Here is a 21408-nt window from a genome sequence, read left to right as displayed (position 1 = left end):
GGCCGGCCATGGCCTCCCAGCAAACCAACAGCCTCACCCGTACCTCGCGAGTTCGCTGAGAACGAGCCGCAACACCGCCACCGCACCGGCCTTGTCCAGCGGGTCGTTGCCGTTGCCGCATTTCGGGGATTGCACACACGACGGGCAGCCGTGCTGACACTCGCACGCTTCGATGGCATCGGCCGTCGCGCCCCACCACACGGCGAACTGGCGAAAGCCCCGGTCGGCGAAGCCCGCTCCGCCGGGATGGCCGTCGTAGACGAAGATCGTCGGCAATCCGTCGGGGCCGACGGCCGTTGACACCCCGCCGATGTCCCCGCGGTCGCAGCTCGCGACGAGCGGGAGCAGCCCGATCGCGGCGTGCTCGGCCGCGTGCAGTGCGCCGGGCACACGCAACGGCTCGATTCCATTGGCGTACAGCGCTTCCGGTGTGATGGTGCACATCACCGCCACGGTTTGCAGTGTCTGGGTGGGCATGTCGAGCTCGACGAAGTCGATCACCTCGCCGTTCAGACGCCGGCGCAGGTACCCGATCACCGTGTGGCTCACCGACACCGGCACCACCCCCGTGGTGACGCTGCCGGTGGTGCGGCGCTCCCCGGTGCCCGTCGTCGTGATGTCGGTGATCTCGCGGGCGGCCGTCCCGTAACCGGGATCCTCGAGGTGCACGAACGCGATGCCCGCCTCGAAGTCCAGCGAGTCCACGACGTAGGTCTCCCCGCGATGCAGGTAGACCGCACCGGGATGCACCGAGGCCGGCGCCTGCCCGGCCCCGGCGTTGCCGACCATGCGACCCGTCTCGGCCTCGATGATCGCGACCTGCCCGCCGATCGAACCCCGGATGTCGACGGTGTGGTGCGGGTCGACGCCCGGCGTCGGGAAGTAGCCGGACGGCCTGCGGCGCAGCAGCCCGTCGTCGACGAGCGACTCGGCCACCGCCTCGGCGTTCCAGCCGCGCACCTCGGCGTCGGTCAGCGGCAGTTCGGCGGCCGCGCAGAGCAGTTGGGGTCCGAGCACGTGCGGGTTCGTCGGATCGATCACGACGCGCTCCAGCGGCTTGCCCAGCAACGCCGCGGGATGGTTCACCAGATAGGTGTCGAGCGGGTCGTCGCGCGCGATCATGACGATCAGGGCACTCTGCCCGCGCCGACCGGCCCGGCCCGCCTGCTGCCAGAACGACGCCACCGTGCCGGGGAAGCCCGCCAGCACGACCGCGTCGAGGCCCGCGATGTCGACGCCGAGTTCCAGCGCGTTGGTGGTGGACAGTCCACGCAGCCGCCCGTCGGCCAGCGCCGCCTCCAGGTCGCGCCGGTCCTCGGCCAGGTACCCGGCGCGGTAGGACGCGACCAGCTCGACCAGGTCGGGTGCGGTGTCCTCGAGCCGCGCGCGAGCCCCCAGCGCCGTCAGCTCCGCGCCGCGCCGGGACCTCACGAACGTCAGCGTTCGCGCCCCCTCCGCCACGAGATCGGCCATCACCCGCGCTGCCTCGGCGCCCGCGGACCGTCGGACCGGGGCGCCGTTCTCGCCGAGCAGGTCGGTGCGCAGCGCCGGTTCCCACAGCGCCACCGTTCGGCCGCCCTGCGGGGACCCGTCCTCGGTGACCTCGACGACGGTCTCTCCGAGCAGTTCGGATGCCGTCGCGGCGGGTGACGACGCGGTGGCACTGGCGAAGACGACGGTGGGGCCGGACGACTCACTCGACGCGTAGCGCGCGCACAGCCTCAGCAGCCTGCGCAGCACCAGTGCCACGTTGGACCCGAAAATGCCACGGTAGTAATGGCATTCGTCGACGACGATGTAGTCGAGATTGCGCAGGAACACCGCCCACCGGGCGTGGTTGCGCAGCATCGACAGGTGGATCATGTCGGGGTTCGAGAAGATCCACCGCGACCGCTCCCTGGTGAACCGGCGTGCCTCGGTGCTGCTGTCGCCGTCGTACGGGCTGGGCGCCACGTCGGCGAGCCGAGGGACCGCCTCGGTCAGGGACCGGGCCGCGCGCAACTGGTCGTGGCCGAGCGCCTTCGTCGGCGACAGGTACAGCGCCCGCGAACGCGGATTGGCGGCCATCGCCGTCAGGATCGGCAACTGGTAGGCCAGCGACTTACCCGACGCGGTGCCGGTGCTCAACACCACGTGCCGGCCGGAGTGCGCGAGGTCCGCCGCGGCGACCTGATGCGACCACGGTTCGGTGACGCCGCGCTCGGCGAAGGCGCGGACCACGTCGGCATCGGCCCACTGCGGCCACGACTGCGAACGAGCCCGCCGCGGAGCGAGGTCGGCGACGTGGCGCAGCGGCGCCTCGTCGTCGTCAGCGCCGTCGACGGCGACCGCGAGCAGTTCGCGGCCGAAGTCCGGCCCCTGACTCGACACCGAAACACCTCCTGAGACCGGTTTCGATGAATTGTTAACCACGACCCGGTTGCATCGCCGCCGCTGCGACCTGCGACGTGCTTGACTGGGCCGCACACGCTGCAGGTAGTAAGGAAACGAAGATGGCACAGGGCACCGTCAAGTGGTTCAACGCGGAGAAGGGCTACGGCTTCATCGAGCAGGATGGCGGCGGTGGTGACGTCTTCGTGCACTACAAGCAGATCCAGACCAGCGGGTTCAAGACGCTGGAGGAGAACCAGAAGGTGGAGTTCGAGGTCGAGCAGGGCGCAAAGGGCCCGCAGGCCGTGAACGTCCGCGCCGTCTGACTACTCGGAGTTCCATGGCGGTCGGCACGCCGACGCTGTTCGAGCCCGCTGCTGGCCTAGGGTCGGTTTCGTGAGCCAGCTGTCCTTCTTCTCGGCTGAGTCGGTGCCGCCCGCGGTGTCCGACTTGACCGGGATTCTGGCTGCGTCGGGGCAGGTGGTGCTGGTCGGTTCCGGCGCCGACCAGGCCGCCAGGCTGTCCGTGGTGGTCGACGCGCTGTGGCGAGCCGAGGCTCTCGCCGAGATGATCGCGGACGCCGGACTGCTGCCGGAACTCACCCGCACCGAGGAGAACACGCCGCTGGTGCGGACCGCAGTGGACCCCAGGCTGACCACCATCGCCGCCCAGTGGACACGAGGCGCCATCAAGACGGTGCCCCCGCAGTGGTTGCCTGGACCGCGCGAATTACGGGCGTGGACGTTGGCCTCGGGCACCCCTGAGGCCGACCGTTACCTGCTCGGGCTCGATCCGCACGCCCCCGACACGCACTCCCCACTCGCGTCGGCGATGATGCGGGTGGGAATCGCGCCGACCCTGATCGGCACCAGAGGAGCGCATCCGGCGCTGCGGATCAGCGGCCGTCGCAGGCTATCGCGCCTGGTAGAGAACGTGGGGGAACCTCCGGGGCATACCGAGGCGTTCTTGGCGTGGCCGAGGATTTGACGTCTAGCAGGGGCCTGTTGCGCGGGGGACCGGTTTGCGTACGCTGCCGCGGAGTGCGAAATTGTCCCTTGCCATGGGTGCTCATGGCCGAATTGCCGTTCATCGGGGGGTCCGATGGGCGGCACGGAATTGGAGCGTAGACACAAGGTGGCTGACCAGGACGGCAGCGACAACGGTCGCGTCCGGCGGCTCGTCATAGTCGAGTCGCCCACCAAGGCGCGCAAAATCGCGGGCTACCTCGGTAGCAACTACGTGGTGGAGAGCTCGCGCGGCCACATCCGCGACCTACCCCGCAACGCCGCCGACGTGCCCGCCAAGTACAAGTCGGAGCCGTGGGCCCGGCTCGGGGTCAACGTCGATGAGGACTTCGAACCGCTCTACATCGTCAGCCCCGATAAGAAGGCCACCGTCACCGAGCTGAAGGATCTGCTCAAGGGTGTCGACGAGCTCTACCTCGCGACGGACGGCGACCGCGAGGGTGAGGCCATCGCCTGGCACCTGCTGGAGACCCTGAAGCCCCGCATCCCGGTCAAGCGGATGGTCTTCCACGAGATCACCGAGCCGGCCATCAGGGCGGCGGCGGAGAGCCCGCGCGACCTCGACATCGATCTGGTCGACGCTCAGGAGACCCGACGCATCCTCGACCGCCTGTACGGCTACGAGGTCAGCCCGGTGCTGTGGAAGAAGGTGGCGCCGAAGCTGTCGGCGGGCCGCGTGCAGTCCGTGGCCACCCGCATCATCGTGTCGCGCGAGCGGGAGCGCATGGCGTTCCGCAGCGCCGGCTACTGGGACGTCACCGCCGAGCTCGACGCGAGCGTGTCCGACGCCGCGGCGTCGCCGCCGAAGTTCACGGCGAAGCTCAACAGCGTCGACGGCCGCCGCGTGGCCAGCGGGCGTGACTTCGACTCGCTGGGCGCGGTCAAGAAGCCCGACGAGGTCCTCGTGCTCGACGAGGCCGCCGCGACCGGACTGGTCGGCGGCCTGCGCGGGGCGCAGCTCGAGGTGTCGTCGGTCGAGCAGAAGCCCTACACCCGCCGTCCGTACCCGCCGTTCATGACGTCGACGCTGCAGCAGGAGGCGGGCCGCAAGCTCCGCTTCTCCTCGGAGCGCTGCATGAGCATCGCGCAGCGGCTGTACGAGAACGGCTACATCACCTACATGCGAACCGACTCGACGACGCTGTCGGAGTCCGCGATCAACGCCGCGCGCAATCAGGCCAAGCAGCTGTACGGCGAGGAGTACGTGCATCCCACGGCGCGCCAGTACACCCGCAAGGTGAAGAACGCCCAGGAGGCGCACGAGGCGATCCGGCCGGCGGGTGACGTCTTCCAGACTCCCGGTCAGCTGCACTCGTCGCTCGACAATGACGAGTTCCGGCTCTACGAACTGATCTGGCAGCGCACGGTGGCCTCGCAGATGGCCGATGCGCGCGGAACTACGCTGTCCCTTCGCATTTCGGGTGCGGCGCGCACCGGTGAGCAGGTCGTCTTCAGCGCGAGCGGCCGCACGATCACGTTCGCCGGGTTCCTCAAGGCCTACGTTGAGAGCCTCGACGAGCAGGCCGGCGGTGAGGCCGACGACGCCGAGAGCCGGCTGCCCAACCTCACTCAGGGCCAGCGCGTCGACGCGGGTGACCTGACGGCCGACGGCCACACCACCAGTCCGCCCGCCCGCTACACCGAGGCGTCGCTGATCAAGGCGCTCGAGGAGCTGGGCATCGGGCGGCCCTCGACGTACTCGTCCATCATCAAGACGATTCAGGACCGCGGCTACGTGCACAAGAAGGGCAGCGCGCTGGTGCCGTCCTGGGTCGCCTTCGCGGTGATCGGCTTGCTGGAGCAGCACTTCGGGCGTCTGGTCGACTACGACTTCACCGCCGCCATGGAGGACGAGCTCGACGAGATCGCCTCCGGTAACGAGCGACGGACCAACTGGCTCAACAACTTCTACTTCGGCGGCGAGCACGGCGTCGACGGGTCGATCGCGCGAGCGGGCGGCCTGAAGAAGCTCGTCGGCGGCAACCTCGAGGAGATCGACGCGCGGGTCGTCAACTCGATCAAGCTGTTCGACGACGATCAGGGGCGCGCCATCAACGTGCGCGTCGGTCGCAACGGGCCGTACCTCGAGCGCATGATCGCCGACGACGAGAACCCCGGTGAACTCAAGCCGCAGCGCGCCAACCTGAAGGACGAGCTCACGCCTGACGAGCTGACGCTCGAGTTAGCCGAAAAGGCCTTCGCCACACCGCAGGAGGGTCGCTCGCTCGGAGTCGACCCGGAGTCCGGGCACGAGATCGTCGCCAAGGACGGCCGATACGGTCCGTACGTCACCGAGGTGCTGCCGGCCCCGCCGGAGGACCCCGAAGACGGGACGACGGCGAAGAAGAAGAAGACGCCGACCGGACCCAAGCCCCGCACCGGTTCGCTGCTGCGCACGATGGATCTCGAGACGGTGACGCTCGAGGACGCGCTGCGACTGCTCTCGCTGCCGCGCGTCGTCGGGGTCGACCCGGCGACAGGCGAGGAGATCACCGCGCAGAACGGCCGCTACGGCCCATATCTCAAGCGCGGCACCGATTCCCGCTCGCTGGCAACCGAAGAGCAGATGTTCACCGTGACGCTCGACGAGGCGCTGAAGATCTACGCGGAGCCCAAGCGGCGCGGTCGCCAGGGAGCGGCGACACCGCCGCTGCGCGAACTCGGCAACGACCCGGTGTCCGAGAAGCCGATGGTCATCAAGGACGGCCGTTTCGGCCCGTACGTCACCGACGGCGAGACGAACGCGAGCCTGCGCAAGGGGGACGACGTCCTGTCGATCACCGATGCGCGCGCCTCGGAGTTGTTGGCGGACAGGCGAGCTCGCGGACCCGTGAAGAAGAAGGCACCGGCCAAGAAGGCCGCGAAGAAGACCGCCGCCAAGAAGACGCCCGCCAAGAAGGCGCCCGCGAAGAAGGCCGCCAAGAAGGCTTAGCCGTCGAGATCGGTCATGTCACCCGTTTCGGGCGTGCCTTCGGCGATTCCGTAGCGCAGGAACACGATTCCGTTCGGACTCGCGACCGGCGGCTCGAGCAGTGCGATGTTCGTGGGTACTGCGCCGCCGTCGAACACCTTCTTGCCCGAGCCCAGCACGATCGGGTGCACCCAGAGGTCGAGACGGTCGAACAGCTTCTCGCGTAACAGGGTTTGGACGAGGTTGAGGCTGCCGACGACGGTGACGTGCTGGTGCTTCTCGCGGATCTCGCGCACCGCGGTCACCAGATCCGGGTCGAGTTGCGTGGATCCCTCCCACGACAGGTCGGGAGTGCCGCGTGACGCGACGTACTTGGGGATGCGGTTGAACAGCGCGGCGAAGTCGTCGTCCTGGTGCGGCCAGTGGGCGGCGAAGATGTCGTAGGTGCGGCGGCCCAGCAGCAGCGCGTCGGTGCCCGCGTAAGCGGCGTCGACCTGCTGCCCGGACACCTCGTCGATGAGCGGTGCCTGCCAGCCGCCGAAGTCGAAGCCGACCGGATCCTCCTCGGGGCCGCCGGGCGCCTGCGCGACGAGGTCGAGGGTGGCGAACATTTCGATGTGGATGAGTCCCATGGTGGGTGGACCGGCCGGCGCCGAGGAACTCATCGGGGACTCAGGCCTTCGCCTCGCTCTCGCTGGCGATCTGTTCCTGGGTGGCCAGATGCAGCGGCCGGGCCAACTGCGTCGGGGCGATGCGGCCGCGCAGTTCGACGATCTCGCCGACGTCCCACGCGAGCGCTTCGGCGTCGACGGCGCCGCTGACCGCGATCGCCGATGCGAGCACGTGGCCCTGCTCGAGCTTGGCCAACTCGGTGAGGCGGGCGGCCTCGTTCACCGGGTCGCCGATCACGGTGTACTCGAAGCGGGCCTGCGCGCCGATGTGACCGGCGATGGCCCGGCCCGCGGAGACGCCGATGCCGAAGTCGTTCTGTCCCAGCACCCCCATGAGCTCGTCGTGCAACTCGCGGGACGCGGCGAGGGCGGCACCGCAGGCGTCGGGGTGCTCGATGGGTGCGCCGAAGATCGCCAGTGCCGCGTCGCCCTGGAACTTGTTGACGAAGCCGCCGTGCCGGTTGACGGTGTCGACGACGACGCGGAAGAACTCGTTGAGCAGGCCGACGACTTCGGCGGCGGGCCGGGTGGCCGCGAGCTGGGTCGAGCCGACGAGGTCGACGAAGAGCACGGCGACGTCGCGTTCCTGGCCGCCGAGCTCGGTGCCTCGCTCAAGGGCGCGACGCGCCACGTCCTCGCCGACGTAGCGGCCGAACAGGTCACGCAGCCGTTGCCGCTCGGCCAGATCGCGGACCATGTCGTTGAAGCCGGCCTGCAGCAACCCGAGCTCGCTGGCGTCGTAGATCTGCATGTGAGCGTTGTAGTTGCCGCGCTGCACTTCGCCCAGCGCCCATCGCAGTTGACGCAGCGGGTCGGCGATCGACATGGCCACCAGGACCGTGCCGGCGAGGCCGATCACCAGCGCTGCGATGGCCAGCAGCAGGATCGGCGTGTTGAGCCGTTCGGCCGGTGCGGTGAGGATCTCGAATTTGCTAGCAACCAGAGCGAGCACGATCGCGAGGATCGGCACGCCCGTGGACAGCACCCAGGTGAGCACCTGACGCTGGATGACGCCCGGGGCGCGGAAGCTCTCCGGAACGCCGCCGCGCAGAGCCGCGACGGCGACGGGCCGCAGCACCCGCTCGGACTGCAGGTAGCCGATGATCGCCGTGGCGGTGGCGCCCAGCGCGGTGGCGACCGCGACGACGGGCGCCGAGCGGCTCGCGACGGGCCAACTGGCCACGATGAACACGATCGAGCCCAGGCACCAGTTCGAGACGTTGATCACCGAGCGGTAGTAGGGCATCCGCAGCGCCCGTACACGCGCCAGTTCGGTGACACCGGGGTCGGAGGTACCCAGCAGGGTGTCGCGGCGCTGCCAGCGGATCACCGGGATGAGCATGCGCAGGGTCAACCAGGCCGCGACGGTGAAGGAGATGAACAGATAGCCGAGGAAGATCGCCAGGTTGAACGCGGGCAGGTCCTGCAGTTGCACGCGGTCCTCGGGGGGCAGGCCGAACCGGAGAAAGCCCAGCACCAGGAGGGCGCCGATGATGTCGGCCTGAAGCATGCCCAGGGTGAACACCGGCCAGGGGGTGCGCGCGACCCACTTGACGAATGCGGTGATTCGTCCAATCGGTAGCCCGGCCGTGGTCACGTCATCACCGTATCGGGCGATGGCGACCATTTGCGGCCGCCGTGGGCAGGTTGTGTCCGTTCTCCCGTCTGACCATGACACTAGGCTTGGCGCCGATGAGCGGTGTCTTCTCGCGGTTGGTGGGTCAGGAGGCCGTCGAAGCGGAGCTGGTGGCCGCGGCGACGGCCGCGCGTGGCGACGCCGCGCACAACACGATGACGACGGGCTCGATGACCCACGCGTGGCTGATCACGGGGCCGCCGGGGTCGGGTCGGTCGGTGGCGGCGCTGTGCTTCGCGGCCGCGCTGCAGTGCACGTCGGACGGCGTGCCGGGCTGCGGGGAGTGCCGGGCGTGCCTGACGACGATGGCCGGCACCCACGGTGATGTGCGCAGGATCATCCCCGAGGGGCTGTCCATCGGCGTGAGCGAGATGCGCTACATCGTGCAGATCGCGTCCCGGCGCCCCGGTACCGGCCGCTGGCAGGTCGTGGTGGTCGAGGACGCCGACCGACTGACCGAGGGCGCGGCCAACGCGCTGCTCAAGGTGGTCGAGGAGCCGCCGCCGTCGACGGTGTTCCTGCTGTGCGCGCCGTCGGTGGACCCGGAGGACATCTCGATCACCCTGCGCTCGCGGTGTCGCCACGTGGCGTTGGTCACTCCGCACCTCAACGCCATCGCGCAGGTGCTGATGGACACCGACGGACTGCCCGAGTCCGATGCTCTCTGGGCGGCGTCCGTCAGCGGCGGACACGTCGGCAGGGCGCGCAGGCTGGCCACCGACGGCGAGGCCCGGCAACGTCGCAAGCAGGCGCTGAGCCTGGCGTACGAGGCCACGCGCCCCGCACGGGCGTACGGCGCTGCGGAGGAGCTGGTCAAGACCGCCGAGGACGAGGCGAACGCGCTGACCGAGGACCGCAACGAGGCCGAAACCGAGGAACTGCGCACCGCGCTGGGTGCGGGCGGCAGCGGCAAGGGCACCGCGGGCGTGCTGCGCGGGTCGGCGGGTGCCCTGAAAGACCTTGAGAAACGCCAGAAGTCACGTAGGACGCGGGCGTCGCGCGACGCGCTGGACCGGGCGCTGATGGATCTGGCGACGTACTTCCGCGACGCGCTGCTGGTGTCGTCGGGAGCCCCCGGTCTGCAGGCCAACCACCCGGACATGGCCGAGAAGATCGCGACCCTGGCCACGCTGGCGGCGCCCGACGATCTGCTCCGGTGCATCGAGGCGGTGCTCGAGTGCCGCGAGGCGCTCGCGGTGAACGTCAAGCCGAAGTTCGCGGTCGACGCGATGGTCGCGACCATCGGCGGGGCGCTGCAACAGAACTAACTGGTTTGGGCGCGCGCGGTGCGCTGTCGTAGACTCTGCTGCGCCTTGTTGAAAGGCACCGCCGCCTTAGCTCAGTCGGTAGAGCGATTCACTCGTAATGAATAGGTCAGGAGTTCGATTCTCCTAGGCGGCTCCATGTCACTCCCCGGCGAACGCCTGCTCGGCCGCCCTGGCAGCCGAGTTGGCCGCGGGGAAGCCCGCGTAGCCGCTGGCGTGGTAGATCACCTCGGCCAGTTCGTCGTCGGTGAGGCCGTTGGTGCGGCCGATCCGGAAGTGGTACTTGAGCTCGTCGTCGGCTCGCAGCGCGATGAGGATGCCGAGCGTCACCAGGCTGCGGTCGCGGCGGCTGAGGCCGTCGCGGGTCCACAGCCTGCCGAAGATGCTCTCGATGCCGATGTCCATCAGGTCCGGTGCGAAGCCGTCGCTGAAGTCCACCTCGGCGTCGTCGTCGGGAATCACGCCCGGCACCAGCTCACGGAAGACCTTGAGTCCATCGGCGCGTAAGTTAGTCATACTTACTAGTTTGGCACAGCCGCCCACCTACGCCGGTGCGAGGTATCCGACCGGCCCGGCCGCGAGGCACACCGACAGCGCAGAAGTGTTGGCGCGCACCAGAAGCGCGTCACCGGCGCCGGACAGTCGGACGAACACCCGATTCAGGCCGGGCCGCACCGGCACCTTCGTCTCGGCGCCCTCGGTCATCGACATCGTCAGCGATCCGTCGCTGTTGGCGAGGTAGTTGATCTCCGCGGTCCACTCCGAGGGCAGCATCGGGCCGTCGAGTGGCACGCGCACCGGGGCTTGCCCGTCCAAGGGCTGCACCAGGTACCCGCACGTCGCGTCCGGCCCCGGCACGATCGAGCGCACCCACGTCACCTTCGCGGGCAGGATCCTGCCCGTCGAATCGAACATGCGGAGATCGGTCGTCGCCGCGTCGAACTCGGGCCGGTCGCGCAGCAACGCGAACACGTGACTTGCGAGGTTCTCCGGCCACTGAATCCGCTGCAGGATCAGCGGGTCGACCTCCTGATCCAGCATCGGCGCCTGTGACACCGAGTTCGCTTGCGCCAGAGCCGCTTCCGCGGTCTCCAGGTAGTTCCGGGTGGGGTTGTCTCGCCAGCTGCGCAGGAACGTCACCGTCGAGTACCCGCTGCTGGCCGCGAACAGCGCGACCGCGGTGACGACCGCGACGGTGCGGGCGCGCGACGCATCCAGCCGGCCGCTGTCCGCGCGATTGGGAGCGCACAAGCCGACGGCCATCAGCAGCGTCAGCACGACGACGAGATCGGGCAGGTAGCGCAGCGTCTGCGCGAGTTCGAGCGCGGTGAACTGCGACGACCGCATCAGGTAAATCGGCACCTGACATGCGACCGCGTACCCCGCGGCCGCCGCCCACACCGGCCCGATGCGCTGCTTGCGGATGAACGACACCGCGACGACCGCGCCGAGCACGACCCAGCCGAGCACCATCACGACCGCCGACGGAGTGGCCCACGGCGAGGCCGGCGCCCAGCGCTGCCACTCCCACGGCCCTCCGACCAGACCCGGCACGATGCCGTGGGTGACGGAGCGCGACAACAGCTCCCACGTCATCCCGAGGTCGAAGCTCCACCGCTGCTGATCGACCACCAGCAGGTAGACGCCGATCCAGGCGACCGTCACGGCGGCGGTCGCCACCCAGAGCGGTCGACCGCGCTGCCACACCGTCCGCACCTGCTCGCCGCGAACGTAGGCCAGCAGCACGGTCACCACGACGGCGACGAACGGGATCACCGCGGCCTTCTCGAAGAACAGCAGACCGATCAGGAACACCGCCGTCCCCGTGACGGCGTAGCGCCGGTCACCCGTCCGGACCAGGAGTATCGCGTCGGCGCTCACCCACGCCATGGCCGCGATCATCGGTAGCGCGTTCAGGCCCGCGGCCCACCACGCGAACGCCGGCACGCCCAGCGGGGTGAACAGCGCGAACGTCAGCGGGATCAGCAGCACCGGCCGCCAGCCGAGGATCGTGTGCAGCGCCCGCAACAGGGCCAGCGAGGCGAGCAGTTGCAGCAGGACCAGGCTGAGCGCCGGCCAGAACCAGTTCAGCGGCGCCAGTCGGGTGATGCCGCCCGCGACCAGGAACGCTCCCGGCATGACGTGGCCGTCGTGGTCGTCGAAGAGGTAGGTCGGCGACAGCAGGGTCTGGGTGCCGGCCCGGCCGATCAGGATGAGGTCGTCCCAGTAGAAGTAGCCGCCGAATGCGAGCACCGCCCTCAGCACCAGTTGCAGTGCGATGAGCACCACGGCGGTGCGGGCGACCCTGGACATCGCCCGCGACTGTACGGACCCACGGAGGCGTCAGGTGCGATCGGTAAGGTGGCCCGGTGCGAACTCTGGTCACAGGTGCTGCGGGTTTCATCGGATCGACGCTGGTGGACCGCCTCCTCGCGGACGGTCACCACGTGGTCGGCGTCGACGATCTGAGCTCCGGGCGCAGTGAGAACATCGTGAACGCCGAACGCCACGACGCCTTCGAGTTCGCGAAGGCCGACATCGTGGAAGCCGACCTGGTGAGCTTGCTGGCCGACACCCGGCCCGAGGTGGTGTTCCACCTCGCTGCGCAGATCTCGGTGAAGCTGTCCGTCGACGACCCGCAGCGCGATTCGGCGGTCAACGTCGTCGGTACCGTGCGGCTGGCCGAGGCGGCGCGGCAGGCAGGCGTCCGCAAGATCGTGCACACCTCGTCCGGTGGCTCGATCTACGGCAAGAACCCGCCGGGCTACCCGACCACCGAGGAGATGCCCGTCGACCCCTCGTCGCCCTATGCGGCCAGCAAGGTCTGCGGCGAGGTGTACCTCAACATGTTCCGTAACCTCTACGGCCTGGACTGCTCGCACATCGCGCCCGCCAACGTCTACGGGCCTCGGCAGGATCCGCACGGCGAGGCCGGTGTCGTCGCGATCTTCGCCCGCGCGCTGCTGGCGGACCGGCCGACGAAGATCTTCGGCGACGGCACCGACACCCGCGACTACGTGTTCGTCGACGACGTGGTGGACGCGTTCGTACGGGCGGGCGGCGAGGTCGGTGGAGGCCTGCGCTTCAACGTCGGCACCGGCGTGGAAACCTCGACGGCGCAGATGCATTCGGCCATCGCCGCGTCCGCGGGTAAGCCCGACGAGCCGGAGTTCCACCCGCCGCGCCTCGGCGACCTCAAGCGGTCGCAGCTCGCGATCGGCCGGGCGCAGGACGTGCTCGGTTGGACGCCGAAGGTGGCGCTGGCCGAGGGCGTCGACCGTACGGTGGACTTCTTCCGCGGCGAGATCTAGCGCTCGTCCGGGGCCCGCGCGCCGTCGAGGGCGATCGAGCGCGCCAACTGCGCGTACCGCAGCTCGAGGTCCTTGAACCGCAGGTAGGTGCTGATGGTGGTGAACAGGAACGCGACGATCAGCGCGTAGCCGATGAGGTCGGCCCCCCTCGCCACGCCGAGCCAGTTCGCCACGATCGTGGTGTCGTCGGGCCGCACGATGGCGTACACCGCCGCGACGACGAACAACACGTAGCCGAGCTTCACCCAGGCCCTGGCCTGCGCGCTGCGCCGCGAGCGCAGCAGGTACACCAGCAGCACGATGACCGACGCGATCAGCAGAACCTGAATCCAGTTCACTTTCGCATCCTCCCGCGCAGCATGCCGTCGAAGACGATGTTGACGCCGTTGACCAGCGGCTGTCCCTTGGACATCGAGTACTCGGTGTAAAGGATCTCGACCGGTTCCTCGCCGGCCTTCCAGCCGTTCTCGACGATCAGCGAGATGAACTCGCTGGCGTGGCTCATGCCGCTCATCGTGAGGTTGAGCCCGTCGGCGACGGTCCTGTTGAACACGCGCAGCCCGTTGTGCGCGTCGGTGAGCCCGAGCTTGCGGCTGGCGGGGCTGAGCTTGGCGATCAGCGGGAACAGCAACCGTCGCAGCCACGGCATCGCCGCGGGCGGCCGACCGCCACCGAAGCGCGTGCCCACGACGATGTCGAGATCGTCGGCGGTGAGCCGGTCGATCATCCGCACGACGTCCTTGACGCGATGCTGGCCGTCGGCGTCGAACGTCGCGAACACCGCGGAACCCGGCCTGCTGCGGGCGTATTCGACGCCGGTCTGGATGGCGGCGCCCTGGCCGAGGTTCACCGGATGCCGCACGACGTGTGCGCCCGCGGCGTATGCGCGATCCCCGGTGCCGTCACCGCTGCCGTCGTCGACACACACCACGTGGTCGAAAACGCTGCGCACGTCGGCGATCACTTCGCCGATGACGCTCGCTTCGTTGAAGGCGGGAACGATGATCCAGACGTCGTCGTAACCCGTGGCCGGGGTGTCGATGCGAACAAACTACACGGTGATTCTTGGGGGAACCCGGCTCAGCGCCGTCAGGTGCACGACGATCCCGACCAGCGGTCCGCACGTCAGCGCGACGACGGTGCGCGTCTCCAGATCCAGCGGCAGCAACAGCAGCAGGGCCGACGCGAGCGTCGCGCCGATCCAGCCCGCCGCGTAGGCCCGCTGCTGTGCGGCCGCGACGGTGGCTGCGCCCGTCAGCGTCAGCAGGGCGATGACGATCGCGGCCGTCGTCAGCCACGCCAGCAGCGCGCCGCCCGCCACGTAGTCGGGCCCGAAGGCGGTGCGCAGCAGCCACGGTCCGGCCAGCCCGGCGATCAGCACGGCCACGCCGCCGAACGCCACCGTGAGCAGGGTTGGACCGACCAGGGAGCGCAACGCGATGAATCCCCCGAGTCGCTTCGCTCCTGCCCCAGGGTGTTCCCTCGCATCGACGAAATGCGCGATCAGGTTGCCCTGCATGGCCGTCAGCGGCACCAGCAGCGGCGCGCGGGTCAGCGTGACGGCGAGGATCACCACGCCGCCGGTCGCGCCGAGTTCGGCCGACGTGGCCTTCAGCAGCACCGGGAAACCCATGATCAGCACCGCGCTGGCGCCCGCCGCGGCGATCGAGTGGCCCGCGCCGCGCAGGAACGTCGCGGCCGTGCCCGGCGTCAGCAGCCGCGCGGCCGCGCGCGTCGGCGCCGACGCCAGCAGCAGTGCCAGCCAGGCGAATGAACCGGCGACGGTCGCCCACAGGTAACCGCCGAGTCCCCAGCCGACCATGAACGTGGCCGTCGCGACGATCACCCGCATCGCGGCGTCCCCGACGATGAGCGTGCCGTAGCCGGTCCAGCGGTCCACTCCGGCGAGCACGCCCAGCAGCGTCGCGTGCAGGCAGAAGCCGGCCAGGCCCGCGCTGAGCAGCGCGACGCTCAGTAGGCGCAGATCGGCGAACACGTGCCCGGCCCACAGCGGCGACGTGCCTGCGATGGCCAGAGCGGCGACGACGGCGACACCCGCGGCCAGCCGCATCGGGTTGGTGTGCGGGCCGTGCCCGGTCTCGACCCGCTGGGCGTCGCGCACCTCGCGCGTCGACTCCTGCAGCAGCCCGTTGGCGGCACCCGCGAAGAGCCCGAAGGCGCCCCAGAACACCGCGAACACCGAGAAACCCGCGGGCTCGAGATCGCGGGCGGCCAGGTACAGCACGGCGTAGCCGCACAGCGCGCTGACGACGGTCGCGGCGCCGACCCGGAGCACGCTGCTGCGTGTGACCGGGCCCTGGGCCGGTACCGCCCCGTCCGTCACAGGGGTGGGACCGCCGTGGCGTAGAGCCACGCCTGCCACAGCGGGCGCAGCGACACGTCGGAGTAGTTGGCTGCCAGACCGGTGAAGTCGTCGGTGACGGCGGTGGCGTGCCGGTGTCGGGTCGTCCAGTCCCGCAACAGCGTGAAGAAGTTGTCGTCACCGATCGTGCCGCGCAGGGCGTGCAGCGCACACGCGCCGCGCTTGTACACGCGGTCGTCGAACATGTCGCGCGGGCCGGGGTTCGACAGCAGCAGATTCTGCGGCGACGAGGTGAGCTTGTGGTGGTAGTGCTTGGCCCACTCGTCGGCGGTCTTGCCGCCGGACCGCTCCGACCACAGCCACTCGGCGTAACAGGCGAAGCCCTCGTGCAGCCAGATGTCGCGCCACCGCCGCGCGGTCACCGAGTTGCCGAACCACTGATGCGCCAACTCGTGGGCGATGAGGCGCTCGGATGTGCGGTGGCCGTCGCAGTGGTTGGCGCCGAAGATCGAAATGCCCTGCGCCTCAAGCGGAATCTCGAGCTCGTCATCGGTCACGACGACGGTGTAGCCGGTTGCCATCGGATACGGCCCGAACAACTCGATGAAGAGCTTCATCATGTCGGGCTGCCTGCCGAAGTCGTGATCGAAGTGTCGTTTGAGCCGGTGCGGCAGCGCGGCGTGCATCGGCACCGGGGACTTCGCGAGCCGATGCGACTGGTACTCGCCGATCTGCAGCGTGACGAGGTACGTCGACGTGGGCTCGGCCAGTTCGTACGTCCACGTGGTCAGCGCCGCCCTGGTGCGCTTGGAGACCAGCTTGCCGTTGGCCACCGCGTGGTACGGGTTGTCGGTGGCGATCTGGATGCGGTAGCTGGCCTTCGAACTCGGATGGTCGTCACACGGGAACCACGACGCCGCGCCGTTGGGCTGGCCCGCGACGAGTGCTCCGTTGGACAGTTCCTCGAATCCGACTTCGCCCCAGAGGGATCGGATCGGGCGGGGATTGCCCGCATAGCGCACCTGCACCGACATCGCGGCCCCCGCGGGCAGCGCCGACGACAGCGTCACGTGCAGCTTGCCTCCGGCGTGGCGGAACTGCGGCCGATGTCCGTTCACCGAAACCTTGGACACCGTCAGCGAATCGGCCAGGTCGAGGGTGAATGTCTTGAGCGAGGCGAGCGTGGCGGCCGTGATGGTGGCCCCGCCGGACAGGCGGTTGGCGCTGACCTTGTACTCGAGCTCGAGTTCGTACCGAGACACCCGGTAGCCGAAGTTGCCGTTGGCCGGGATGTAGGGGTCGATGACGGGCGGGTTGTTTGCGCGCGAGGTCTTCTTTGGGGTACGGGTCACGCCTGTACGGCTCCAGCATCTCTAGTTCGTTTGTTCTTGGCTGTTTTCGGTGAGGGATTCCGCTTCTTTTTGAACGTGTTCCACGGTGCTATGGGATTGCCCTGCCAGCGCGTCGACGCGGGGACCTCGTCACCGCGCATCACCAGCGACGCCGGTCCGACGGTGGCGCCGGCCCCGATTCGGGCCGCGGGTAGCGCCACGCAGTGCGGTCCGAGCGTGGCACCGTCCTCGAGCACGACGGTGTCCATGCGCATGATCCGGTCGTGGAACAGGTGAGTCTGCACCACGCAGCCGCGGTTCACCGTCGCTCCACGACCGAGGGTGACGAGATCCGCCTCCGGAAGCCAATAGGTTTCGCACCACACGCCGCGTCCGATCGAGGCGCCGAGGGAGCGCAGCCACAGGTTCATCACGAAGGTGCCGCTGGCGGCGCGGGCGAACCACGGCGCCGCAACGGTTTCGACGAAGGTGTCGGCGACCTCGTTGCGCCAGACGAACGACGACCAGAGCGGATGCTCCACCGCCTCGATGCGTCCTATCACAAGCCACTTGGCGGCGACGGCGATGGCACCCGCGACGGCGCCCGCGGTGAGCAGGATCAGCCCGCCCGCGAGTGCCGCCCACCACCAGCCGAAGTCTGTTGCCACCCAATGTAATCCGGCGAGTACGGCGACACCGATCGCGAACGTCACGAACAGCGGGATGATGCGGAACGTCTCGACGGTGGCGCGTTTGACCTTCAGCGCGAACGACGGGTGGAACGTCCGCAGCACGTCGGCGGCGGTCGGCTGCCGGCGCAACCGGATGGGCGGGCTGCCCAGCCACGACGACCCGGCCTTCGCCTTGTGCGGGGTGGCGCTGAGCACCGCGACCAGGCCGTCGTCGGGTACGCGGCGGCCGGGCTGCGTGATGCCGGAGTTGCCGAGGAACGCGCGCTTGCCGATCGTGGCCTTGGCCACGTGAATCCAGCCGCCGCCGAGCTCGTAGCTCGCGACCATGGTGTCATCGGCCAGGAAGGCGCCGTCCTCGACGACGGTGAACTTGGGCGTCAGCAGCGCGGTCGAGATCTCGGTGCCCTTGCCGATCGTCGCGCCGAGCAGTCGCAGCCACCAGGGCGTGAGAAGGCTTGCGTAGATGGGGAACAGGTAGTTGCGGGCGGCGTCCATCAACCGCTCGGTGGCCCACAGTTGCCAACCCACCCGGCTTCGGACGGGGTGGTAGCCCTCGCGCAGGCCGAGCGACAGCAGCCGTACCCCGACGACGGTCAAGGCGGCGTAGACGAAGACGGCGACGAGTGTCGCCACCGGCGACCACGCGACGAGCGGGACGAGGGCGGCTGTCAGAGAAGGGGTGTCGCGCACTGCAAGCGCGAGCGTCGCGAGGCCGGCGCCCAGGGCGGCCAGCGGTACGCCGCCCAGCAGGACCGAGGTGATGCCGTACATCGCGACCCAGAACGGCCGCCGGCTCGGCCGCTCGTCGGGCCAGGGGTGCCGGGCCTTGCCCGACTTCACCGCGGGAGAGCCCTTCCAGTACTGCCCGGCTTTCACCTTGCCCACCACCCCGGAGCCCGGCGCGACGTCGGCGTTCTTGCCGACGACGGCGTTGGGCAGCAACGTGGTTCGCGCGCCGATGGTGGCGTCGTTGCCGACGGTGATGGGTCCGACGTGGAAGAGGTCACCGTCGATCCAGTGACCGGTGAGATCGACCTCGGGCTCAATGGAGCAGCGGTGGCCGAGGGTCAGCATCCCGGTGACCGGCGGGCTCGAGTGCAGGTCGACGCCCTTGCCGACCTTGTTGCCGAGTGCGCGGGCGTAGTACACCAACCACGGTGCGCCCGCCTGGTTCTCGGCTCCGCTGGCTTCGCCGAGGCGCTCGGCGAGCCAGACCCGCAGATGCACCGACCCCCCGCGCGGGTAGGTCCCCGGTTCCAGGCTGCCGATCAGGATGCGCGCGCCGATGACGGCGATGGCCATGCGGCCCAGCGGGGTGACGAAGATCAGGAACCCCGCGAGGAGCCACCACCAGCTGACCGGTACCGCCCACGGCACCAGTGCGAGGTCGGCGGCGAGGTTGTTAAGCACTCCGAGCCACACCACCCACTGCATGCCGGTCAGCGTCGCCAGCGGTAGCGACGCCGCGAGCTGGGCCAGCTGGGTGAGCCGGGAAACCTTGCGCACGGAACGGGTTTCCACCTGTGGCGGCGGGGCGAGCTCGTCGAGATAGCCGGCGAGGGACCCGAGCCGCGGATGGTCGTACAGGTCGGCGACCGTCACCTGCGGGTACTTCGCTCGCATCGCGGCCACCAGCTGTGCCGCGGACAGCGAGCCGCCACCGAGCGCGTGGAAGTCGGCCTCGGGCCCGTCGATCGGCGCGGCCAGCACGTCGCGCCACAGGCCGGCCAGCCATCCGGTGGTGCCGCCGAGATCGGGGTCGTCAGCGCCCGTGACGCCCTCGACCGGCCACGGCAGCGCGTTGCGATCGACCTTGCCCGAGGTGCGGGTGGGCAGTTCGTCGACGAGCACCAGGCGGGGAACCAGTGCGGCGGGCAGCGATTCGGCGAGTGCGGCCCGAGCTGCGGCGAGGTCGAATCCGGGATCCGCGCTCGCGATGTAGCCGACCAGGAGCGGGGTGCCGCTGGCGGTCTTGCGCACCGCGGCCGCGCCGCCGCTGACGCCCGGCAGGTGGACCAGCGCCGAATCGACCTCACCCAGCTCGATGCGCCTGCCGCCGACCTTCACCTGATCGTCGGCGCGCCCCTGGAAGTAGAGGCCGTCGGGTTCGAGCCGCACCAGGTCACCGCTGCGATAGGCGCGCGCCCAGCCCAGCGTCGGCATCGGTGCGTACTTCTCGGCGTCCTTCTCGGGATCGAGGTAACGCGCCAGCCCGACGCCGCCGATCACCAACTCACCGATCTCTCCGAACGCCACCGGGCGGGCGTCCTTGTCGACGACGGCGAGATCCCAGCCGGGCAGCGGCAGGCCGATGCTGACCGGGCCCGTGCCGTCGAGCTGCGCCAGACACGCCACGACGGTCGCCTCCGTTGGCCCGTAGGTGTTCCACACCTCGCGACCGTCGACGGCCAGACGCTCGACGAGTTCCGGCGGGCACGCCTCGCCGCCGAAGATCAGCAGTCGCACGGCCTCCAGCGCCTCGGCTGGCCAGAGCGCGGCGAGCGTCGGCACCGTCGAGACCACGGTGATGTCGCGGGAGACCAGCCACGGTCCGAGGTCCATTCCGCTGCGCACCAGGGATCGCGGCGCCGGGACCAGGCAGGCACCGTGGCGCCACGCCAGCCACATCTCCTCGCACGACGCGTCGAAGGCGACCGAGAGCCCGGCCAGCACGCGGTCGTTGGGACCCAGCGGGTTCGACTGCAGGAAGATCTGCGCCTCGGCGTCGACGAAGGCGGCGGCGTTCCGATGCGTCACCGCGACGCCCTTGGGGGTGCCCGTCGACCCGGACGTGAAGATGATCCACGCGTCGTCGCGGAGGCTCGGGCGGTCGGCCCGCCAGCCGCGCGACGAGCCGGGCCCGCGGACCAGGCCCGCCTCGGTGATGACGGCGACCACCTGGGCCTCGCCGAACACCAACTCGGCCCGCTCGTCGGGGTCGTCGGCATCGACGGGAACGTAGGCGGCGCCCGCGGCCAACGCCGACAGGATCGCCACGTAGAGGGCGTAGCTGCCCGACGGCATGCGGATGCCGATTCGATCGCCGCGCCCGATGCCGCGCGTCGCCAGCCACTCGACGCTCTCCTCGATATCGGCGACCAGTTCGGCGTAGGTGAGCTGCACGTCGCCGTCGTCGATGGCGGGCGAGTCCGGGTGCTTCTCGGCGGCGGCGTAGAGGATGTCGATCAGGGTGCGAGGTTCCGGCGCACGACCGGACAGCACGTATTGCGAGGGCAGCTCCGAAACGGGTGCGTCGATCTCGTTCGTCTCGCCCTCTGTCACGCCTACAAACTACTGACCCGGAGACAGGGGAACACCATCGCCGCACGGCTCATTCCGATGGATTCGCGTTGATCGCAACCGTGGCCGCCGCCCCGGCGCGGCGCTAGCTTGCGCTAGTGCGACTGTTCGTGGTGAATCCCGACTCCGGGTCCTGGGACGAGATGACGTCGGGTGTCCAGCCGGTGGTGCGGGTGGCCGCATCCGACCTGCAGCGCGCGCGGCGTCAGCGCGCGAGCATCCGCGCCGACCATCCCGACGTCGAGGTGATCCTCGACCTCGAAGTCGCCGTCGCTCCCGACTTCCGCACCGTCGCCGACGCCCTCGCCGCCGACGACGACACGGTGCGATACGCCGGCACCGTCGACGGGCTCACCGGATTGGTCGCCGATATCGAGCGCGCCGACGTCGCGGACGGGGTGACGCTCATCCCGGTGTGGCCGAGCCAGGAATCCGACGCGCTGGGTTCCGAGGTGCTGCGCCGGCTCGCGCTGCGCAGGCTCAGCGCCTAGGTGCGTCCCAATCCCTCTCCGCTGAGCAGACGCAAAATCCCCTGAATCCGCGCCATTCAGGGGATTTTGCGTCTGCTCGCGG

Annotated in this window: 16 protein-coding genes and 1 tRNA gene; 7 read left to right on the top strand and 10 right to left on the bottom strand. The window is 69.6% G+C overall.

The window, feature by feature from the left end; genetic code table 11:
• Nucleotides 1–33 precede the first annotated feature (33 nt).
• The gene (locus NM203_RS26100; RefSeq protein WP_255063504.1) at nt 34–2370 is read right to left on the bottom strand and encodes a DNA 3'-5' helicase SftH; all 2337 of its coding nucleotides are present in this window, start codon (nt 2368–2370) and stop codon (nt 34–36) included.
• A gap of 122 nt (nt 2371–2492) precedes the next feature.
• Here NM203_RS26100 and NM203_RS26095 point away from each other — a divergent pair, with 122 nt between their 5' ends.
• The 3 genes from NM203_RS26095 to topA all read left to right on the top strand — a co-directional run bounded on the left by NM203_RS26095 (nt 2493) and on the right by topA (nt 6327).
• Nucleotides 2493–2696, top strand: coding sequence for a cold-shock protein (locus NM203_RS26095; protein ID WP_255063503.1), 204 nt, complete (start codon nt 2493–2495; stop codon nt 2694–2696).
• 70 nt (nt 2697–2766) lie between these two features.
• Nucleotides 2767–3357, top strand: coding sequence for a hypothetical protein (locus NM203_RS26090; protein WP_255063502.1), 591 nt, complete (start codon nt 2767–2769; stop codon nt 3355–3357).
• Nucleotides 3358–3504: 147 nt separating this feature from the next.
• On the top strand, nt 3505–6327 hold the full coding sequence (topA, locus tag NM203_RS26085; RefSeq protein ID WP_255063501.1) for a type I DNA topoisomerase: 2823 nt from the start codon (nt 3505–3507) through the stop codon (nt 6325–6327).
• Here the strand turns inward: topA and NM203_RS26080 are convergent.
• Both NM203_RS26080 and NM203_RS26075 read right to left on the bottom strand, forming a co-directional pair.
• Entirely contained in the window at nt 6324–6938 is a 615-nt protein-coding gene (locus NM203_RS26080) for a dihydrofolate reductase family protein (RefSeq protein ID WP_255063602.1), read from the bottom strand. The genes topA and NM203_RS26080 overlap by 4 nt on opposite strands.
• A 40-nt stretch (nt 6939–6978) precedes the next feature.
• Nucleotides 6979–8574 (bottom strand): adenylate/guanylate cyclase domain-containing protein, encoded by a 1596-nt coding sequence (locus NM203_RS26075; protein WP_255063500.1) that lies wholly within the window; start codon nt 8572–8574, stop codon nt 6979–6981.
• Nucleotides 8575–8669: 95 nt separating this feature from the next.
• Here NM203_RS26075 and NM203_RS26070 point away from each other — a divergent pair, with 95 nt between their 5' ends.
• On the top strand, nt 8670–9881 hold the full coding sequence (locus tag NM203_RS26070) for a DNA polymerase III subunit delta' (protein WP_255063499.1): 1212 nt from the start codon (nt 8670–8672) through the stop codon (nt 9879–9881).
• 60 nt (nt 9882–9941) lie between these two features.
• Nucleotides 9942–10017: transfer RNA gene (locus NM203_RS26065), tRNA-Thr, on the top strand.
• Between the two features lie 2 nt (nt 10018–10019).
• On the opposite strand, the gene NM203_RS26060 is transcribed toward NM203_RS26065, so the two are convergent.
• Together NM203_RS26060 and NM203_RS26055 are read right to left on the bottom strand one after the other, a co-directional pair.
• Nucleotides 10020–10394: a carboxymuconolactone decarboxylase family protein gene (locus tag NM203_RS26060; protein WP_255063498.1), complete on the bottom strand. Its 375-nt coding sequence runs from the start codon at nt 10392–10394 to the stop codon at nt 10020–10022.
• A 27-nt stretch (nt 10395–10421) separates the two neighbouring features.
• A complete protein-coding gene (locus tag NM203_RS26055) occupies nt 10422–12191 on the bottom strand; it encodes a hypothetical protein (RefSeq protein WP_255063497.1) in 1770 nt (589 codons plus the stop codon).
• A 56-nt stretch (nt 12192–12247) separates the two neighbouring features.
• Here NM203_RS26055 and NM203_RS26050 point away from each other — a divergent pair, with 56 nt between their 5' ends.
• Nucleotides 12248–13189, top strand: a complete 942-nt coding sequence (locus NM203_RS26050) for an NAD-dependent epimerase/dehydratase family protein (RefSeq protein ID WP_255063496.1) — start codon at nt 12248–12250, stop codon at nt 13187–13189.
• On the opposite strand, the gene NM203_RS26045 is transcribed toward NM203_RS26050, so the two are convergent.
• Genes NM203_RS26045 through NM203_RS26025 form a run of 5 tightly spaced genes read right to left on the bottom strand, consistent with a single transcriptional unit; the run spans nt 13186 to nt 20817 of the window.
• On the bottom strand, nt 13186–13527 hold the full coding sequence (locus NM203_RS26045; RefSeq protein WP_255063495.1) for a DUF2304 domain-containing protein: 342 nt from the start codon (nt 13525–13527) through the stop codon (nt 13186–13188). The genes NM203_RS26050 and NM203_RS26045 overlap by 4 nt on opposite strands.
• On the bottom strand, nt 13524–14231 hold the full coding sequence (locus NM203_RS26040) for a polyprenyl-phospho-N-acetylgalactosaminyl synthase PpgS (protein WP_255063601.1): 708 nt from the start codon (nt 14229–14231) through the stop codon (nt 13524–13526). Before NM203_RS26040 ends, NM203_RS26045 begins: the two co-directional genes overlap by 4 nt.
• A 9-nt stretch (nt 14232–14240) precedes the next feature.
• On the bottom strand, nt 14241–15533 hold the full coding sequence (locus NM203_RS26035; protein ID WP_255063494.1) for a hypothetical protein: 1293 nt from the start codon (nt 15531–15533) through the stop codon (nt 14241–14243).
• Entirely contained in the window at nt 15530–16864 is a 1335-nt protein-coding gene (locus NM203_RS26030) for a M1 family metallopeptidase (protein ID WP_255063493.1), read from the bottom strand. Before NM203_RS26030 ends, NM203_RS26035 begins: the two co-directional genes overlap by 4 nt.
• Nucleotides 16861–20817, bottom strand: a complete 3957-nt coding sequence (locus NM203_RS26025) for a Pls/PosA family non-ribosomal peptide synthetase (protein WP_255063492.1) — start codon at nt 20815–20817, stop codon at nt 16861–16863. Before NM203_RS26025 ends, NM203_RS26030 begins: the two co-directional genes overlap by 4 nt.
• 116 nt (nt 20818–20933) lie before the next feature.
• Here NM203_RS26025 and NM203_RS26020 point away from each other — a divergent pair, with 116 nt between their 5' ends.
• Nucleotides 20934–21326, top strand: a complete 393-nt coding sequence (locus NM203_RS26020) for a hypothetical protein (RefSeq protein WP_255063491.1) — start codon at nt 20934–20936, stop codon at nt 21324–21326.
• Nucleotides 21327–21408 lie beyond the last annotated feature (82 nt).

The sequence above is a fragment of the Mycolicibacterium arenosum genome (assembly GCF_024320865.1).
GTDB lineage: Bacteria > Actinomycetota > Actinomycetes > Mycobacteriales > Mycobacteriaceae > Mycobacterium > Mycobacterium arenosum.
Note: the sequence above shows the minus strand (reverse complement) of the source record. Positions and strands in the feature narration are given on the sequence as shown.